Raw genomic sequence first — 17615 nt, 5'->3', positions numbered from 1 at the left:
CGCTAGCTTGGTGCTTAAAAGTATTCGCCAAGCAGTTAATTGCTCTTTAGCTGCAGTCAATTAGCTTGTGGCGCTAATAACTAAAGAGATACGACCTTACTTTGAGTACCGCACAGCTTGTTGATCTGTGGCACTAAGTTATTGAGCTCATTTCTGTTGTTGGAACGACCGGCATAAACGCGGTACAAGGTGCGATTGCCATTGCTATCAGCAACCATGTAGTAAGAAATACCAGCACCCTTGAGCTTTCTTACGATATTGTCTGCATTCTCTTTCTTGCCAAACACGCCTACCTGAACTACAAAAGATTCAGATGGTCGAGTACCAGCTACTACCTTTACACCCTGAGGGATTGGCTTTTGAGCTACAGGAGCTGCCGGTGCTGCAGGAGGGTTTTTCTTAGCATTATTAGCAACTAAAACCTCGGTCTTTGGAGCTGCTGGCTTTACCTGTGGAGCAGGCTTTGCTGGAGCTGGAGCTGCAGCTGGCTTTTGAGCAGGACGAGAAGCAGTTAAGATCTCATGAGCACGCTCAGCCTCTGACTCTTGCTTTTTAGCTGGAGTATTGGCTGAAAAGTCATTCATGACTACACCATTGCCAATAGATGCATTCTGATTCTTACTTGGAGCGCCTAAAATCTCCACACCCTGATTTGGCTGAGCATTGTCTGGCTTTTTGTTGCTAGCTAAGTGGTTTTGCTGTTGAGCTGATGGCTGCTTTTGTACTTGAGGTGCTGTCAGAGTGCCGCTTTGATCGCCTAAGGCTAAAGCTTGCTCTAAATCAGGAGTAGATTGAATCTGCAGCTGACCATTTTTGTCCTTGATAGCGCCATTTTGATCGACTGCTACGGCATGATTGTTCTCACGGGTCATCATATCCTTAGACAGGATCACAGGTAAGAAGATCAATACTGTCGAAGCAATGATTAAAAATCCAACTATTCGGTTTCTCAAACTAGTACTGATAGCCATATCAAGCCCCGCTGCTCAGACGAATCAATAAACTACTAAAAAATCTAAGGTTTGCGCCTACTAAAATCAGTGTGACGCCACTAAGTGTGGTACATGTGTTCGTACTATCAATTTCATCAAGCACAACACGTTGCTACAAAGAAAAAGCAAAGATCTTAAATGCTAATGCCACGATCTTTAAGATCATGCCCTTGTGGCGCGATCTTCTTTGTAGTTATATAGTTTAGCGCACCGCGCCCTGATCCGCATTAGAAAATCTCTACTGAGTACGTATTTGCAAACTTTAGCACAAAGAATTACCACGATCTGTCAGTCAATCATCTAGATCTGTAAGTCATGCTCATATAACAAGGCCTCAAGTGCCTGCTTGATCATAGGCAACCTTGAGGCCTGTTTAGCTAGCCCATGCACCTTGCTTGTAGCCTTCTGCCAAGACGCTGTGCAAGGTGAGTGGTGGCGTAGCGTGCAGCTAGCTTAATGCTTTGCGCTTAGCGCCTTGCTGCTTTGTGCTTAATGCTCGGTGCTTAGCGCCTTGTTGCTTTGTGCTTACTGCTTTGTGCTTAGCGCCTGGTTGCTTTGCTAATTGCGGATGTGCGCTAGGCAAGAGCGCGGCTTGCCTCGGCTACGGTAACAAATGAGCCCATCACGATTATGGTGTCATCCTTAGTCGCATCACTCTTAGCCTGCTTGAGGGCATCAGCTACGCTATCAAATGACTGTACCTTAGCTGCTCCATTGGTAAGCTTAGTTAAAGATGCTGCTAAGCGCTCCTTACTCTCACCACGTAAACCTGGCAATGAGGCTACGTAAAAGGCATCAAAGCTTGAGCTAATGACCTCAAGTACGCCCTCAATATCCTTATCTTTGAGCATACCAATTACGGCAATGCGCTTGTGGGATGAGGAGAGCTGAGATTGATTGGATTGCTGAGCTTGCTTATCTTGCTCAGCGTGCTCACCTTGCTTTGCATTGTCATCATTGGCGATGGTGGCAAGGAGACGGTCACGTAAGTGCACGGCGGCTGGGACATTGTGGGCTACGTCTAAGTAGATGTCTGGCTCAGATCCTACGTGCTGCATACGACCAGGCAATACTGTGTCCTTGACTGCATCCTCAATGGCCTTGAGAGTGCGGTAGTCATTTCCAATGCCAAACATAGCATTAAGCATAAAGATAGCCTTTAATGCCAAGCCTGCACAAGCTACTGGAACCTTTGGATAAGGGAAGAAGAGCTTGAAGCTCATGGACTTGTCGCGATAGCAGATCTCATGGGTACGGCGCATTGGAGGAGCAGAGATATCGTAATCTTCACTTTGCTCACCAGCATCTTGCTTTTCCACCACTTTAACGTAGAACGAGTCATTCTCGTAAAAGGCTGTAGCGTCCTGCTTCTTGACGTTAATCATGATCTCGCGACGAGCATCATCGTCCATACCGCTACCCACGATCACGGAGCCGTAAATATTGATAATGCCGGCTTTTTCATAAGCAATCTTTTGGGTGGTGTCGCCAAGTACCTTCATATGGTCAAGGCCAATTGAGGTAATGATAGCAATATCGTTGTAGAAGATATTGACGCAATCTAAGCGACCGCCTAAACCTACCTCAAGCACTAAGAGCTCACATCCTGCGCGTAAAAATGCTCGCATGGCCGCTAAGGTGGTGATCTCAAAGTATGACAGCTCAACAATGTCATTCTCTAAAGGACGAGGCATGCTTTGAATGGCCTTGAGCGCCTCTTTAGTCTCATCGGCAAAGCTGGTTTCAGATGAACAACAAGAGCATGACTCGTGAGCACTAGAGGTCGATGAGTGATCCCCTGTCTCTTGATTATCATTGCACTGAGAGTCGCAAGTACCAAAACCGCAGCTATCAGCGCCTAAGTACTCGCGCTTGTGATCCTCACAGTTAAAGGAGTCGCTGTACTTATCACTTTCGCTCTCTTCTTGAGCTTCAGCCTCTTCACGGGCGTCAATATAAGCCTCATCATACAGTGCTTTGACGCTATTATCGCTAAACTGAGCCTGAATAACCTCGCTTAAGCACTGCGATAAGAGCTCATCACTGATGTCAACGCCAGCAATCTGAATGCGCTCATTGAATTTAAATAAATGAGGTGAGGTAAACAGACCTGTTTTGACATTAAGGTTGTTCATCGCTGCAGCAATTAAAGCTGAGGTTGAGCCCTTTCCATTAGTGCCGCCTACAGTAACAATTGAGGTCTCGCTAACGATTAAGTCCTCAAAGAGGTGCATACGCATGGCCACTTCACGAATACGATCATGGCCTAAGCTCATGCAATTTGGATCAATGGCATTAAGGTAGTCTTCCCATGCCTTGATATCCCAGTTGCTACAGGTGCTATGAGCTTGCTTTAGTGCATCGAGCAATGCTTTGGCATCACGCTGAGCGACATCACCACCGATAGTTTCATACTGAATCATACGCAACCCCTAAAAAATGACATAAATGCCGGCAAGCAAAAATAAACACCATGTGCCCAATGTTGGTAGCCATCAAGCACGTACCTAAACCTATACTTGTAGGCTGAGCACACCCAGCCAATTAAACAGCAAACATCTGTCCTAGTGCGTTATAGACTACGCATTTGGGACTATGCAAACGCGCTACTTTACGCGTAAGCGGTCATAACGCATTGCGTGCTGCGCGTGGTCAGCCATGCTAATGCATGGCGTCCTTAGCAATACGCATTGTGCGCTGCTCGTTATCAGCTGTGATAACGCATTTCGCGCTGATCATGGTCAGCTGTGATAACGCATGGCGTGCTGTTCTCTGTGCATTAGCACTGCTATCTGCGCGTTGTGGGAATTTAGCCTAAAAAAAGCAGTGTTAACTCATTGAGGATAACACTATTTAAGCCATTAGAACTTAACTATGGCCATAGCTCTATTGTGCCGTGACTTTGTTAAGTTTTGTAGGCTAAAACAAAAAGAGCCGCATAATCTGCAGCTCCTTAGTGACTGCACTGTCGCAGTCTAATGATAATTAGTTTAAGAACAAATTATCTTAGTCTTTCTTGCTTTCACGACGACGTGACTTGCTTGGCTTGTCATCAGACTTTTGTGCATCGTCTGCATCAGCCTTAGCTACAGCGTTACTCTTCTTGTCGCTCTTCTTAGCATCAACACTCTCAACGCTTAAAGCTGCAGGAGCTTCAGTAATCTGAGAGTCGGCCTTAACAAAATTAGAGCCATTTAAGGTGTAGCCCATCATCTTAGCGATGAGATCAGAGATTTGATCACGCATGTCCTTACGGGCAACAATCATATCGATAGCACCCTTTTCAAGTAAGAACTCAGCGCGTTGGAAGCCCTCTGGTAACTTCTCACGTACGGTCTGCTCAATTACTCGAGGACCAGCAAAGCCGATAAGAGCATTAGGCTCAGCGATATTTACATCGCCTAACATAGCTAAGGAAGCTGATACACCACCCATGGTTGGGTCAGACATTACAGAGATGAATGGCAGATGTGCATCGTTCATCTTAGCGATAACAGCAGAGGTCTTTGCCATTTGCATTAAGGAGAGTAAGGACTCCTGCATACGAGCACCACCGGAGGTGGAGAAGCAGATAAGAGCACGGTTCTCATTAATACACTCATGAGCTGCTTGGCAAAAACGTGCACCAACAACTGAGCCCATGGAGCCTGCCATGAAGTTGAACTCAAAGGCACAAACAATAACAGGGATACCCTTTAAAGTGCCTTTCTCAACAACAATAGCATCCTTCTCGCCAGTGGCTTTCTGAGCTGAGGTATAACGCTCCTTGTAACGCTTTAAATCCTTGAAGTGTAAAACGTCATGCGGCTCAAAGTTTGCGCCGATCTCTTCACGATTACCCTCGTCCAGGAATGCATTAATGCGAGCACGAGCCTTAAAGCGCATGTGATGACCGCACTTTGGGCACACATTGAGATTACGCTCCAGCTCTGAGCGATACAGCACTTGTTCACAGGAGTCACACTTAGTCCAAACTCCTTCAGGGATCTCGTGCTTGCTATTGCTGTTAAATAACCCCTTGGCACCTTTGGCAATTTCATCCATCCAGCCCATAAAAAGCTACCCTCTTTTCTGACCTAAGATCTGGTCTACATGCAACCTAGATAGTCTAAAAGTAATTGAGACACTTAATTAAGCTTCTACTTGTGCTTAACTTTGTCTTTTAGACAGCAAATAGTTTGCAAGGTGAATTGAGTTACCGACGTACTGTGGTAACAGAATACTTTAAGACAGCCACATAAATACCGTCTTTAAGGTGCTCTATCTTCTGATTTACATCAGGACTTACCTAATTTAGGCACTAGCACCTAACAAATTGCAAACACTGATTATATACAAAACCGAGTAAAAGCGCACCTATTGTGCAACATGCACGACAAAAGCTGATAAACAAGCCATTTTGACAAGGCCTTTCAACCAAGGACAGGCAAGACGGCATCTGGCGCACAAATTCAACACATATCACTCAAGGTTGCGCTGTGATTGTGACAAACTAAGTGTCATTATCATCCATTTTTTACAAGTTTAGGCAAAGCTCTTATGTGGCTGTGTCAGTAACAACTCATTTTTTGTAAGGTTGAGACTATGCAAAAACTCTATTTAGCAGGCGCTGCTGCACTATTAGTCATTGGTATTAGCTCAACTGTGGCCTATAACTATCGCTATCATCTGTACGACTTATTACCCTCAACTGATGAAAGTGAGCTTACTAATACTGATGGGATCATCTACGATAAAAATGGCAAGTTGTTCACTGGCCGTGTTAAGGACTCTACCGACACAGGTTATAGCATCTACAGCTACAAGGATGGCGATTTAGATGGCCTCAATGTCGTGTTTAGCGAGGGTAAACTCCGTGAAATTGGCCATTGGGTGGATGGTAAGCAAAATGGCCTGTTTGAATCATGGAATCAAGAAGGCATCCTCATTGACCATGGTACATTCAAAGACGGTGAGCGTGATGGCCAAACCGTGCAGTACTATCCTGATAGTGGCACTTTAAGAGTTAAAGCTCAGTACAAGGCTGGCAAACTAAATGGTATGGTTGAGCAATACTATCCATCTGGCAAATTGCAGTTTAAGCACAACTTTGTCGACAATCAGCTGCACGGCACCGCTCTTGATTATTACGAAAACGGAGTGCTCAAAAGTAAGGTTAACTTTGAGCTTGGAGTGCAAAATGGCCCGTACCAAACTTTCTCTGAAAGTGGCAAGCCACTTGAAGAAGGCTCCATTCAAGATGGTAAGCGTCATGGCCACTATAAGACATACTTCCCTGACTCAGACAAGGTTGCTATGGAAGCAAACTTTAAGCTTGGTAACTTGGACGGACAGATGATTAGGTACCGTCCTGATGGCGCTAAGGTCGTACAAAACTACGTCAATGGCAAGCCTGATGGATATCAAAAAAACTACAGTCCTGATGGCAGACTCATGGGCGAAGTTGAGATGAAAGATGGTCGACCAACAGGCAGATTTAAACTCTATGACCAACAGGGCAATCTTGTAGAAGAATCAGAAGGCATCAAGAACTAAGATAGAGACCTTTTAGAGAATACCGAATACGAAATCATCATCGATGATGCTCCGAGTGAGCGCTCGATTAGTAGCATCTAGTGAGAGCACGATTAGTATCGATGACGCATCGAGCGACAGCTCGATTAGTAACGATGATGCTTCGAGTGACAGCTCAATTAGTATTCATGAGCTTGATGAGGGTAAGTGACTTATCGCTAGATGTGCTATTAGATGCAAGAGCCCTGATTGTCGCCAATGCTGCAGCATAAATGCGAGCACGTCATTATGCCCGTTCTGATGATGGATGATCTTCAAGTTTAGAGTACGCTGATGGGCGCGGGGAGCGTTTATTTGTTTGTTATTTTTGTGGGTGTATGAAGTAAGAAGGCAGCCGAAGCTGCCTTAAATCGTCTAAGGGAAAAGATATTAAGGGTGAGGCACATAAGTCCCTTGTGCTTATGTGCCTGTGAAGTATTACCTCTCGATGAGCTGTAAATCGGCAACTACAGGGCGATGGTCAGAGATGGAGGCCCAGTTAATCTTGTTTTCTTTTGAGGTAGGCACGTGTACAGTGCGAATATGCCATCTTTGACCGCGCGAGGTGAAGATATGGTCCAGATCAGCCATTGGATTTAAGGCTGGCCAAGTGCGCATCTTGTAGGCCTCTTTATCCACCACCGGATCCCAGTAACGCTGCAGTTCAGCGATGTTTTCTGAGTTGTAAGTATCGTTGAAGTCGCCAGCTAAAATCTTAACTTTGGTAGTGAAGCTTTCGATATTCTTTAAGGTGATATTCGCAACAGCTAAGTCATTAAGTCTGGTGATTTGGCGACGCTGCAGTACGTGATCTTCCTTGTAGTCAAGATGAGTATTCATCATCACTACAGGGCTATCAAAACGTGGATGGTCAATTTCACAAATCAGCACAATACGTGGCTCATCTACACCCTCTTGGCCGTTAGGTAGATTAACTACCTCAAAATTCTTAATCGGGTGCTTAGATAGAATAGCCATACCATACTCGCCACCATCAAAATCCATGGTCTTGGCAAAGGCATATTCCATATTTAATTCTTTGGCGATAAATGCAGCCTGATCTAAATTGCCTGAGCGTACAGTGTTTCTATCCACTTCATTAAGGCATATCACATCTGCCTTTAAGGACTTAACGGCCTTAACTACATCCTCAACTGAAGAGAGCATAGCTGCGCCAATATTGTATGTAGCTACACGAATACTTGGCTTTTTCGAGGTGTAGATCTTATCGGTAATGCCCATCTTGGCTGATGCAATTACAGGAGCTGCCGCCTGGCTATCACCAATATCCTGAGCAAAAGCACTAGCAGAGCATAACGATGCCGCCACGAATGTTGATACTAAAAGTTTTGAAAGCTTGCTAAGTTTCATACCACACAACCTTGAAGTCTTTTTAGCTCGACAAAGCAACACCCATGTCGCTTTAGCTTAGCTATAACCACCTTTAGGCAAATGGACTACACAAAGAAGATCGTTAAGTGCTTTTGCAGTATCGCCTTGCAATATTAATTTGCTCTTTAGCTACCTGCTTTTGCCTAAGTAATGGCATCAGGTTAGGTCTATAGGCGCTTTATGTCCTTGGCTCTCATCACAGATTTGTATTGAGCTAACTTACATCTGTGGCAAAACTGTATACTAGGTCACAACAAGCAGTGCCGCCAAAGGCCCATGTATCTAGGGCTGAAAGCTCTTTTGCACTGAAAATGTACACGCATTGCTAATAGCTATGTACAAGGTAGAAAATTACTCACAGTAACTTAGAATTTATGAGCTGTTATTAAGATTTCACACAGTTAGGTATCACATGTCTGAACTAGATCTAGATAAGTTTCTAGTATCCATCGAGCACTATGATCACTCACGTCATTTTGACAAGGTGTTCTGTTTAGCTTGTGAATACCTCTCATCTTTTCGCATCTACAGCTCCTCAAGCCTCTACTACAATGGCGCAAGTTCATGTAAGCACCCACATAACACCTGCGTACAAGCGAACAGCTCACGGCAGCAAACTGATAGCTCATACAGGCAAGACAGTCTCTTAAGCTGCAGCAACTGTGATGCACCTCTTGAGCAAGCTAGCACGTGTCTGCAATTGTGTGAGCAGTGCTTTGACTCTGAGCAAGCTTACTTAGTCATCAAACAGTCTCAAGAAATCTGTGAGCGCTTGGTTAAGCATTGCACGGCAATGCCAGTAGCATCTGAGATCTCAGACAACGCCAAGCTTAATGCGCTCATTGATGCCGAGCTTAAGCCTCTCTATTGTCAAGAGAGCAGTGATAAGCGCATCCCTCGCAAGCTGCTGCGCGAAATCCTTGCTCACATCATCCATTTACTCACTGCTGGCCATTGTCTTCTGGCCACTGTAAGTCCTTTAGCAAAGTCTACAAACGGCACCGCCGAGCATTTATCAAGCTCAGTAGTTGGTCTACTGCACTATGAGACAGGCAATTACAGCAAAAACCCTGCATTGCTTTTAGATCAAAGTGGTAGTGATTTTGATTGCAGCTCTCCTCATATAAACAGCTATTGCTATATATCTAAGGTCTTCGTGCGCCCCGTATGCCGCCGCCAAGGTATTGCAACTGAGCTCATCCATGCCGCTGGCGACTATTGTGCACAGCAAAACTCAAGAGAATCCCAAAATCCTAGGCAAGCAAAAACACTGCTCTTCCTCGATACCATCCGTACTTTTGCCCCTGCTATCAGTCTCTACGCATCGCTATCTTTTAAGCACTTGCCTGCCACGCTGCTTCCTGACAACTTTGCATTTGACTCGAGCAAAATGTACCTCTACACCCTACGCTAGCCCATGACATGCTATGGCATAGCATGGCATGGCAAGGCGATGCAAGGCACGATTAGGCATAGCATTGAAATGTATGCAAAAGATCTAGCTGTCATTGCAATGCATGGGGTGTTCTAGAGCAATTAACAACAGCATAATGCAAAAGAGCGTGGCATTAAGACCAACTGTGTCCAAACTGCCACGCTCTTGAAGTGAGCTAAACTGCCTGCATAGTTGAGCAAGCAAGTAAGTGTCTCAAACTAACTTTTATCATGCTTACTGAGCTTTTCTTGCTCGGCAAGTTCGGCATATTCAGCGGCACGTGCTGCATGGTACTCACTGAGCGCCTGATTGGACATACCAAAATCATGAGAAGGTGCTGCAGTTGATGGAGCCATGGAGATACCGTCTTGATTGTTCTCGTCATCTTCTACCTCTTTGAGGTCAGCAAAGTAGCTCTCGTGCTTTGTGAAATATAAGAACAGAGCATAAGCACCAATGGCGGCTAATACGGCACCGAAAATGGTGACATAAGCAATGCTCATATCGTAATCAAAAGGCACACCACCGACATAAGCGCCCATAGCATTGCCAAGATTAAAGGCTGCCTGAACCATAGATGCGCCTAAGAGGAGACCGCCTGGCGCACAGCGTAAGATCGATACCTGCTCTGGTGATGAAATCGCAAAGAGCATACCTGCAGCTAAGCACACCAAGATAATACAGGCCACTGGATTGGTACCAAAGGCGCTGATAGCGAGCAAAATGAAAATGGTCATAAACTGGCAGACAAAAGCTACCTTGCCTGGAGTATAGCGATCGCACAGACGACCAGAGACTAAGTTAGCAATCACCATGGATACACCCATAGCCGCCATAATCACAGACACACTTTGTAGTGGCAGCATAGCATAGTCAGTTAAGATTGGGCTGATGTATGAGTGCATACAGAAGATACCGGCATTACCAAACATGGTTGCTGCCAGCACTAACCACGGAGCAGGATGTCTTAAGAACAAAAACTGTCCTTTAAGTCCGGTATCTTTAACCTTGCCTACATCTCGAATCCACAGTATGGCTGAGAGTAATACGAGAAGACCCCATACAGTCACGATGTAGAAGATGCTGCGCCAAGACATGGAATGAGCTAAGGCTGTTCCTAATGGCACACCAAAGATATTTGCCACCGTCATACCTGCCACCATGATGGCTACTGCTGAGGTTCCTTTACCCTTAGCTGCAAGGCGCTGCGCAATGATAGAGCCCACTCCAAAATATGCACCATGAGGCAGGCCAGCAATAAAACGAGCACCGAGCATAGTCTCAAAGGTTGGAGCAAAGGCTGTGAGCACATTGCCTAAGATATGCACCAAGATAAGAGAAATTAAGATGCTCTTAAGCTTCATCTTGCGCATCACAATAGTGACAAAAGCACCCACCGCCACGCCCACAGCATAGGCTGAGATAGCATGACCACTTTGCGCAATTGAGACATCAAAGTCTTTAGCCCAATAAGGTAACAATCCCATAGCTACATATTCGGCAATACCTAAACCTAAAGTGCCGAACGACAAAGCAATTAAGCCTTTGATGACCATAGCGCCTCTCCATTACTAAACAAGGCAACAAGCATAGACCAAAGCCATACAGAAACTACTTAGCTAGTCCATGTGAAAGACTAATGCGGCCTATTGTACATGAGTGCTGGACTCAAATTATCTACTCAAATGCTAGCGTTATTAACAATCTGAGCCTTGCTAACACACTTGTTTACTATCAAAAAGCGCTTGGGGCTCTATCCAATCACGTTTTAAGCAATACCTCTAGCAAGCGCTCGTGCAAGTGATTTTTGTTCCTGCCAAAACGAACAACGCCCCAAGAGTTAGACCCTTGAGGCGCTGCTTTAAAATTTGCTATGCCTTCGTCAAATGCTATTTCTTAGCCTTAGACTCAGTAGCTGCTTCAGTGTTCTGCGGCTGCTCAACAATGGCTGGGCCTACAGAGCGTACTGAAACTTCCCAGATGTATGGCTGACCAAACTCTAAAGAAGAAGTACGCCATAATGGCTGCTCATCTTGTAAGTTGGTATCAAATACGAGCTTAACGTGATCGCCCTCAACGAGGCCTGCAGTTAAGATCTTCATCTGAGGATTTAAGTTCTCGAAGTTCAGCTCCTCGTGGTAGAAGCCTAAAACATTACCATCACGGTCAATGCGCTTAGTCAGGATACGAGCAGAGGTGTTATCACCAATCTTCATGCCGTCCTTCTTAGCACCGTGCTCTAAGAAAATACGATAGCCGCCGTGAGTACCGAAAGCTGGATCAGTAAACTTCTCTACACCTTCAACTGCAGCAACTTCCTTAAAGAACTCCTCAGAGTCAATTAAGTTCATTTGATACTGAGTAGCCTCAGCAACAGCACCGGCATCGTATAAAGCGTGTGGCTTAAAGGTACAAGCAACACCTTCCTTAGAGTAAACAACAGGACGCTCCATGTCGCAGTACTTAGCAACAAAGACTAAGGAACGGGCTTCGTTTAAGGCATTCTGGTTAGCCAGTAACTGAGCCTGAGCCTCTTTTTCCTTAGCAGAAGTCTTTTTCTTATCTTTGCTGTTGTTCTGTGGAGCCTCATCTAAGATTGGCTGTGGCACATAAGCAACAGTATCACCAAGTACGCACTTTACATTGTTAACGTCCATGGTGAAGCAAACGTGGTTACGATCTTTGATATCGGAGGCGGTGGTTACTAACTTAGTAGAATCCTGAGCCTCAACAGCAGTTACAGCGGCTGCACCTGATGCGTTGGAATCATTGCAGGCGGTTAACATTAAAGTAGCGCATAATGCTGAGAAGAGTGCTGTTTTGCTAAAAGGACTGTGGTTAGTAAGCATATTGATGCTCCGATTGTTCAATATTGTATTGTAGCTTTGACACCACACACATGGTTGAAAGCTTATAAATTACGGCTTATAGCGTTATGCTCAGTGCTTAGATAACTACGTAAGTTAGCACTTGGCAACGTATAGCAAGGTCTGTTTGATGAACTTGCGATTTAGCTATAGCAAAAAAAATTGGTTACTTAAGTAAGGTGCAATGCCTTTACCTGTGAGCTAAAAACTCTCAAGCATATGGCAATTTTATGGGCACCTAAAATTGTAGAGTGTGCATTATAGCTACATTTTGTATGCTATGCACTTAGTAACTAAACATGATCCACAATGATCAGCTCAATGACCAAGGACACTAATGCCACAAGGTGCAAAGCATGTCCTTGCCCAGGTGAGCAGGCATTATTAGTGTGAGTTGGCATGATTAGTGTGAGCAGGCATGATTAGTGTGAACGATGCCTTTTGGCAGGTGCTCATACTATCAAAACTTAGATAGTGAAAAATTAGGATATATCCTTAAGTTGAGAGCACCTGCGCTCTTAAGCTATTGCGGCTTAAGCTAAAGAGCTTGCTTATTCAATTACTAAATTAGCTTGAGACTTAATGAGCTTATCGAGCTCAGCAATTTGAGCAATGAATGGCTCAAGTAAATCTAATGGCAGAGCGCTTGGGCCATCGCACTTAGCCTGAGCAGGATCTGGATGAGCCTCTAAGAATAAAGCTGCAATCTTAAGAGCAACACCAGACTTGGCAAGCTCTAAAGACTGAGAACGACGACCGCCAGAGGCTTTAGCATCAGCTGCACGGCACTGCAGTGAGTGGGTAACATCAAACACTAAAGGAGCGTTGTTGCTGACCTTCTTCATCACGCCAAAACCGAGCATGTCAACTACGAGATTGTCATAACCAAACTGGCTACCACGCTCGCAGATCATGATTTGATTGTTATTGGCCTCTTCAAACTTTTCAATAACATTGGCAACTTGTGCTGGAGCCATAAACTGTGGCTTCTTTACATTAATTGGCTTGCCAGTTACTGCCATGGCGTTAACTAAGTCAGTTTGACGAGCTAAGAAAGCAGGAAGCTGCAGAATATCAACGTAAGAAGCAACCTCTTTGCACTGATATGGCTCGTGAACATCGGTAATGATTGGGACATTAAATTCCTGCTTTAAACGCTTGAAGATCAACATACCCGCATCAAGACCAGGACCACGGTAAGAGTGGTTAGAAGAACGATTAGCCTTATCAAAGCTTGCCTTGAAGACATAGTTGAGACCGTACTTTTCACACACTTGCATGAACTTTTCGCAAGTACGAGCTGCTAAGTCGTAGTCCTCAAGTACATTAAGACCGCCAATGATAGTCAATGGAAGCTCATTACCGATCTCAAAAGAACCAACCTTAATCTTCTCAAGTGTCATATCAAACCACCAAATTGCTCAATCTTACGCATGACTCTAGCCTCAAGCTCATAAATAGCAAAAGGCACTCAAGCGCAGGCTAAGAATTTTTAGCCACTGCCACAGAGGCGTATTAACTAGTTTTCAGTATCTATGCTGAAAGCTAAAACAGCTATTTTAACCTAAACTCTCACCATTTTCCTGATCTTTTGCCTATTGAGTTCACCTCATCCTAAATACTCGTAACTAGACCGCATAAAATGCTCAAATTATCAGCCATATAGCCATATCCATACAGACCATTTAGGCCAACTACCGCCTAAGATACTGCAGTTATCAGTAACTACTTAATCTTATGAGGCCCATTTACCAAAGGTTATACGGTCATTACCGCCGTAGTCTTTTGCTGAGGCTACTTCGCTGTAGCCAAGATCTGTCATGATCTTTTGTACTGCTGCAGCTTGATTGTAGCCGTGCTCAAAGATCAAGAAACCGCCTTTATTTAAATGCTCGCGAGCTTCACTTGCAATCAGCCTAATATCATCCAATCCATCTTTGCCTGATACCAAAGCACTCAACGGCTCAAAGCGAACATCGCCCGCACTTAAATGCGGATCATTTTCTTCGATATATGGCGGGTTCGATACAATCAAATCAAAGGAATGGCATACAGCAAAGTTAGTATCCTCAGAGGCAACTTTGTCAGACTTTAAAGCCTCAAACCACGATCCAAGCATGAAGGTAACGCTAAGATCATTAAGCCTAGCATTTTCCATTGCTACCTCAAGAGCAGCGGCACTAAAGTCAACCGCATATGCATCAAGTAGTGGACGCTCTTTCTTTAAAGACAAAATGATTGCTCCAGTACCTGTGCCTAAATCGATGACGCTCTTTAGCTGATGCTCATCAATTAAAGACAATGCCTTTTCTACTAGCACCTCAGTATCTGGTCTTGGGATCAGCGTATCTTTAGTAACTTTTAAAGTAAGCGACCAAAAATCGCGCTCCCCAATCAGATGAGCAATGGGATGTCCTTCCTCACGCTTAGCTACTAAGTCCTTAAAGGCCGCAACTTGCTCATCAGTTAGCTCTTTATCATCGTAGACAGTGAGCATGGTAAAGGACAGACCTGTCACATGCATCATTAACAGCTTGGCATCAAGCTTGGCTGACTCGATACCTTGTGCCTCAAAAGACTGTATCGCCTCTTTTAATAACTCTCTTAATTGCACGTGCCTATCCTCATCTACTTAGACCATGATCCGGTATTGCGGTATTGATTGTAGCCCAGTCGCATATTGTACTGACTAAGCACTAGCAATCAGCAAAATTCGGGAACAAAGTTATCAAACGGGCTATATATGCTCTTCGTATCAGCCACACAGTCCGTGCAAAACATACAAAAGCGCCACCAGCATAAACCATCAGCGCTTCAAGGATCATAAGCATCTACACAGCAAATTGTGATTAACAAAGCCCATCACTCATAAGCGTTCGCATTATTATGAGGCAGTAAAACTAAGGCAAAACCCATCCAAGAACGGCTTATTCATCGCAAACAGTTGTAACTGAAAATTTGAAGCAAAATTTGATCCACATCACATAAAATTTGTGATATAGTTCACATAAATTAAGACTACCTAGTACTGATGATTCAATTAGTTTTCAGATAGTTGCTTCTTTAGGTTCGTAAGCTCCATAGCAATCAATCTTGCTATCAACTAAGTCTCACAAGAGACTCGAGCATATAGTGCTATCACTGCACTAACCTAGCCTTTGACAGAATTTAGCTTAAGCACATAGTCACACCATTAAAAGAATAGACGCCTATGGGACTCAAACGGCGCAGATGGTTGTGCTTAAGAAACTAACTAACAAAAGATTTAAACAGGTAATATTATGACTAACATTATGTACAGCATCCTTATGAGCTTATCTTCTTCAATCGCTGCTCCATACACTGCTAAGACCACTGCAGTTGCAGCTAATGTAAGCTCCAACAATAAGACCAATGAGCAGGTTGAGCAATCAAATCCTGCCAACGTAGTAGCCTCTCACTAATTGAGAGACCACCAGAGCGCACCTCTGAAATAAGTGTATCGTGTTATGGCCAAGCAATTGGCCATGTAGAAAAGCAGCTTCGGTTGCTTTTCTGCTATCTACCCTCCTCAAATCTCACCCACCACACATAAACAACCTCTAGCCTCTCTACAGCAGCGATCTTAGCCAAGATTTTATCCGCAACCTCAGCCACGCCCATCAGTCAGGCCTATGTGCAATACCAGCACAAAACAATCAAGCACCATCGAAAGTTACTTTGTAGAGCCTATATTTACTGGCATTTGAATAATAACGAACCATTGATAAAGCGCATGGCGTTGCTGGCTAAAAGAACAAAACATTTAGTTTCTCAAAGCAATTTTCCGCAAGCGTATAGATTTAGTGCATTTGCCTGACAATAGATATAACTAATGTATCTAGGTTACATAAAGCCACAGCACTGCTTTGTTTTAGCAACTAAAACGACCATTCCTATATTTAAGCCGGCCTCTACCCAACTTAAAGCTAATTCGTTATACCAACACCTTGTCTAATAAGTGCTAATAACGAGTTTCATTATGCTTTACACCCATTTTCACTTAATACTCAACAATCCGCATTAAATACGCTTTTGAAAGACTACAGCATCCGTTGAACAGAAAAGTCTATTAAACAAAACCTTACGGGTCTTACACATTTATGCTTATTGTTTTGTGTAAAATACGATTAGGTATATGTACCGGATCTGTTTTATGAATTTAGCCAAAGCAATACAGCCTTTTGCAAAATCATTACTCACATTAGACCGCATCTAATGTGATCAGCTACCTAGTTGTTTTGATCGCTCATAATTCAGGCAACTATTAAGATTACATTTGGCCAGAAACGCTCAGCCACCAACCTCATGGTGCAGATATCCGGATACTACTTCACTCATCAATAGATTTTGAAGCATCAAATCATAGGATTGCACTATGGCAGTATATGTGAATACAAATTACAGCGCTCTTCAAGGCCAACGCTACTTAGGCAACGTCCAGAACTCTCTGACGACAACATATCAGCGTCTATCTAGCGGAATGAGGATCAATAGCGCCAAAGACGATGCTGCTGGTCTCCAGATCGCTGATCGCTTAACAAGCCAGATAAATGGCTTAAATCAGGGAAATCGTAACGCATCAGACGGTATCGCACTTGCCCAGACAGCTGAATCTGCAATGGATGAGATCTCTGGCATGATGCAGAAGATCCGTACCTTAGCAGTACAAGCTAATAATGGTACTAACACTATAGATGACAAGAAGGCTCTGTCAAAAGAAGCTACTGCTTTAGCTACAGAAATCAATCGTATCGTAAAGCAGACAACCTTTGCTGGAAAGACTATCCTGAATGGTCAGCAAGATAACTCTATTGCCCCTCCAACAGGAGCAAACGCTACACAGAACAAAGGTAAAGCGCAAGCAATTAGTCTTCAGGTTGGCTCAAACAAGGGAGATACAATCTCATTTGATCTACAAAATATGATCTTTTCAAAGTTGGCTGAAGCAAATAAGATTCAAGGTACTGGCAATAACGCAGCATTTGACAAGATTTACAAGGATCATACAACTGCAATTGGAAAGGGAGCAGATGACGCTGTAAACATCAACTTCTCTGTCGCAGGAGCACCAGAATCATTGATCGCTGCTATGGATATCATGATTGGTGCTGTCGATGCTGAGCGCGCTAATTTAGGTGCGCTCCAGAATCGTCTTGAGTCATCTATCCGCAACCAGTCTAACGTTGCTGCTAACGAAGCTGATGCTCGCTCACGTATTCGTGATGCTGATTTTGCAGAAGAGTCTGCAAACCTTTCACAGCAGTCTATCATCCAGCAGGCTGCCGCATCCATGCTGATGCAGGCCAACACCCGTCCACAGCTTGGCTTAAGCCTCTTAGGCTAATAGTAAGGAGT

11 protein-coding genes and 1 pseudogene are annotated in these 17615 nt (G+C 44.2%); 4 read left to right on the top strand and 8 right to left on the bottom strand.

Annotated elements, in window-relative coordinates; genetic code table 11:
- Nucleotides 1–80: 80 nt before the first annotated feature.
- The 3 genes and pseudogenes from H524_RS0100225 to accD all read right to left on the bottom strand — a co-directional run.
- On the bottom strand, nt 81–971 hold the full coding sequence (locus H524_RS0100225; protein ID WP_084281556.1) for an SPOR domain-containing protein: 891 nt from the start codon (nt 969–971) through the stop codon (nt 81–83).
- Nucleotides 972–1567: 596 nt separating this feature from the next.
- A complete protein-coding gene (locus tag H524_RS0100210) occupies nt 1568–3415 on the bottom strand; it encodes a bifunctional folylpolyglutamate synthase/dihydrofolate synthase (RefSeq protein WP_027938786.1) in 1848 nt (615 codons plus the stop codon).
- Nucleotides 3416–4199: 784 nt separating this feature from the next.
- Nucleotides 4200–5045, bottom strand: a pseudogene (gene accD, locus H524_RS13385) (acetyl-CoA carboxylase, carboxyltransferase subunit beta); the annotation flags it as partial.
- 531 nt (nt 5046–5576) lie between these two features.
- Between accD and H524_RS0100200 the strand changes: the two are divergent.
- Entirely contained in the window at nt 5577–6527 is a 951-nt protein-coding gene (locus H524_RS0100200; protein ID WP_027938785.1) for a toxin-antitoxin system YwqK family antitoxin, read from the top strand.
- A gap of 456 nt (nt 6528–6983) precedes the next feature.
- Here the strand turns inward: H524_RS0100200 and H524_RS0100195 are convergent, their stop codons facing one another.
- On the bottom strand, nt 6984–7916 hold the full coding sequence (locus H524_RS0100195) for an endonuclease/exonuclease/phosphatase family protein (protein WP_052338814.1): 933 nt from the start codon (nt 7914–7916) through the stop codon (nt 6984–6986).
- Nucleotides 7917–8349: 433 nt separating this feature from the next.
- On the opposite strand from H524_RS0100195, the gene H524_RS0100190 reads away from it, so the two are divergent.
- Nucleotides 8350–9351 carry a GNAT family N-acetyltransferase gene (locus H524_RS0100190; RefSeq protein ID WP_027938783.1) on the top strand — a complete coding sequence of 334 codons (1002 nt, stop codon included), beginning with the start codon at nt 8350–8352 and terminating at the stop codon, nt 9349–9351.
- A gap of 239 nt (nt 9352–9590) precedes the next feature.
- On the opposite strand, the gene H524_RS13380 is transcribed toward H524_RS0100190, so the two are convergent.
- From H524_RS13380 to prmC, 4 genes are all read right to left on the bottom strand, one after another.
- Nucleotides 9591–10928 carry an MFS transporter gene (locus tag H524_RS13380; RefSeq protein ID WP_084281554.1) on the bottom strand — a complete coding sequence of 446 codons (1338 nt, stop codon included), beginning with the start codon at nt 10926–10928 and terminating at the stop codon, nt 9591–9593.
- A gap of 333 nt (nt 10929–11261) precedes the next feature.
- On the bottom strand, nt 11262–12221 hold the full coding sequence (locus H524_RS0100180; protein ID WP_027938782.1) for a hypothetical protein: 960 nt from the start codon (nt 12219–12221) through the stop codon (nt 11262–11264).
- A 569-nt stretch (nt 12222–12790) separates the two neighbouring features.
- Nucleotides 12791–13642, bottom strand: coding sequence for a 3-deoxy-8-phosphooctulonate synthase (kdsA, locus tag H524_RS0100175; protein WP_027938781.1), 852 nt, complete (start codon nt 13640–13642; stop codon nt 12791–12793).
- A 332-nt stretch (nt 13643–13974) separates the two neighbouring features.
- A complete protein-coding gene (gene prmC, locus H524_RS0100170; protein WP_027938780.1) occupies nt 13975–14853 on the bottom strand; it encodes a peptide chain release factor N(5)-glutamine methyltransferase in 879 nt (292 codons plus the stop codon).
- Between the two features lie 667 nt (nt 14854–15520).
- Between prmC and H524_RS17195 the strand changes: the two genes are divergently transcribed.
- Together H524_RS17195 and H524_RS0100155 are read left to right on the top strand one after the other, a co-directional pair.
- Complete coding sequence (locus H524_RS17195) at nt 15521–15682, top strand: hypothetical protein (RefSeq protein WP_156907489.1); 162 nt, start codon at nt 15521–15523, stop codon at nt 15680–15682.
- Nucleotides 15683–16635: 953 nt separating this feature from the next.
- The gene (locus H524_RS0100155) at nt 16636–17604 is read left to right on the top strand and encodes a flagellin N-terminal helical domain-containing protein (RefSeq protein ID WP_027938779.1); all 969 of its coding nucleotides are present in this window, start codon (nt 16636–16638) and stop codon (nt 17602–17604) included.
- Nucleotides 17605–17615 lie beyond the last annotated feature (11 nt).

Origin of the sequence: Anaerobiospirillum succiniciproducens DSM 6400, assembly GCF_000482845.1 — a bacterium.
Classification (GTDB): Bacteria; Pseudomonadota; Gammaproteobacteria; order Enterobacterales; family Succinivibrionaceae; genus Anaerobiospirillum; species Anaerobiospirillum succiniciproducens.
This window is presented reverse-complemented; position numbering and strand designations above follow the sequence as displayed.

Bases quoted from the DNA above. Each gene is read 5' to 3' on its own strand.
- H524_RS0100195 (WP_052338814.1), bottom strand. From the start codon at position 7,916: ATGAAACTTAGCAAGCTTTCAAAACTTTTAGTATCAACATTCGTGGCG.
- H524_RS13380 (WP_084281554.1), bottom strand. From the start codon at position 10,928: ATGGTCATCAAAGGCTTAATTGCTTTGTCGTTCGGCACTTTAGGTTTA.
- H524_RS0100190 (WP_027938783.1), top strand. From the start codon at position 8,350: ATGTCTGAACTAGATCTAGATAAGTTTCTAGTATCCATCGAGCACTAT.
- H524_RS0100210 (WP_027938786.1), bottom strand. From the start codon at position 3,415: ATGATTCAGTATGAAACTATCGGTGGTGATGTCGCTCAGCGTGATGCC.
- H524_RS17195 (WP_156907489.1), top strand. From the start codon at position 15,521: ATGACTAACATTATGTACAGCATCCTTATGAGCTTATCTTCTTCAATC.
- H524_RS0100200 (WP_027938785.1), top strand. From the start codon at position 5,577: ATGCAAAAACTCTATTTAGCAGGCGCTGCTGCACTATTAGTCATTGGT.
- H524_RS0100225 (WP_084281556.1), bottom strand. From the start codon at position 971: ATGGCTATCAGTACTAGTTTGAGAAACCGAATAGTTGGATTTTTAATC.
- H524_RS0100155 (WP_027938779.1), top strand. From the start codon at position 16,636: ATGGCAGTATATGTGAATACAAATTACAGCGCTCTTCAAGGCCAACGC.
- kdsA (WP_027938781.1), bottom strand. From the start codon at position 13,642: ATGACACTTGAGAAGATTAAGGTTGGTTCTTTTGAGATCGGTAATGAG.
- H524_RS0100180 (WP_027938782.1), bottom strand. From the start codon at position 12,221: ATGCTTACTAACCACAGTCCTTTTAGCAAAACAGCACTCTTCTCAGCA.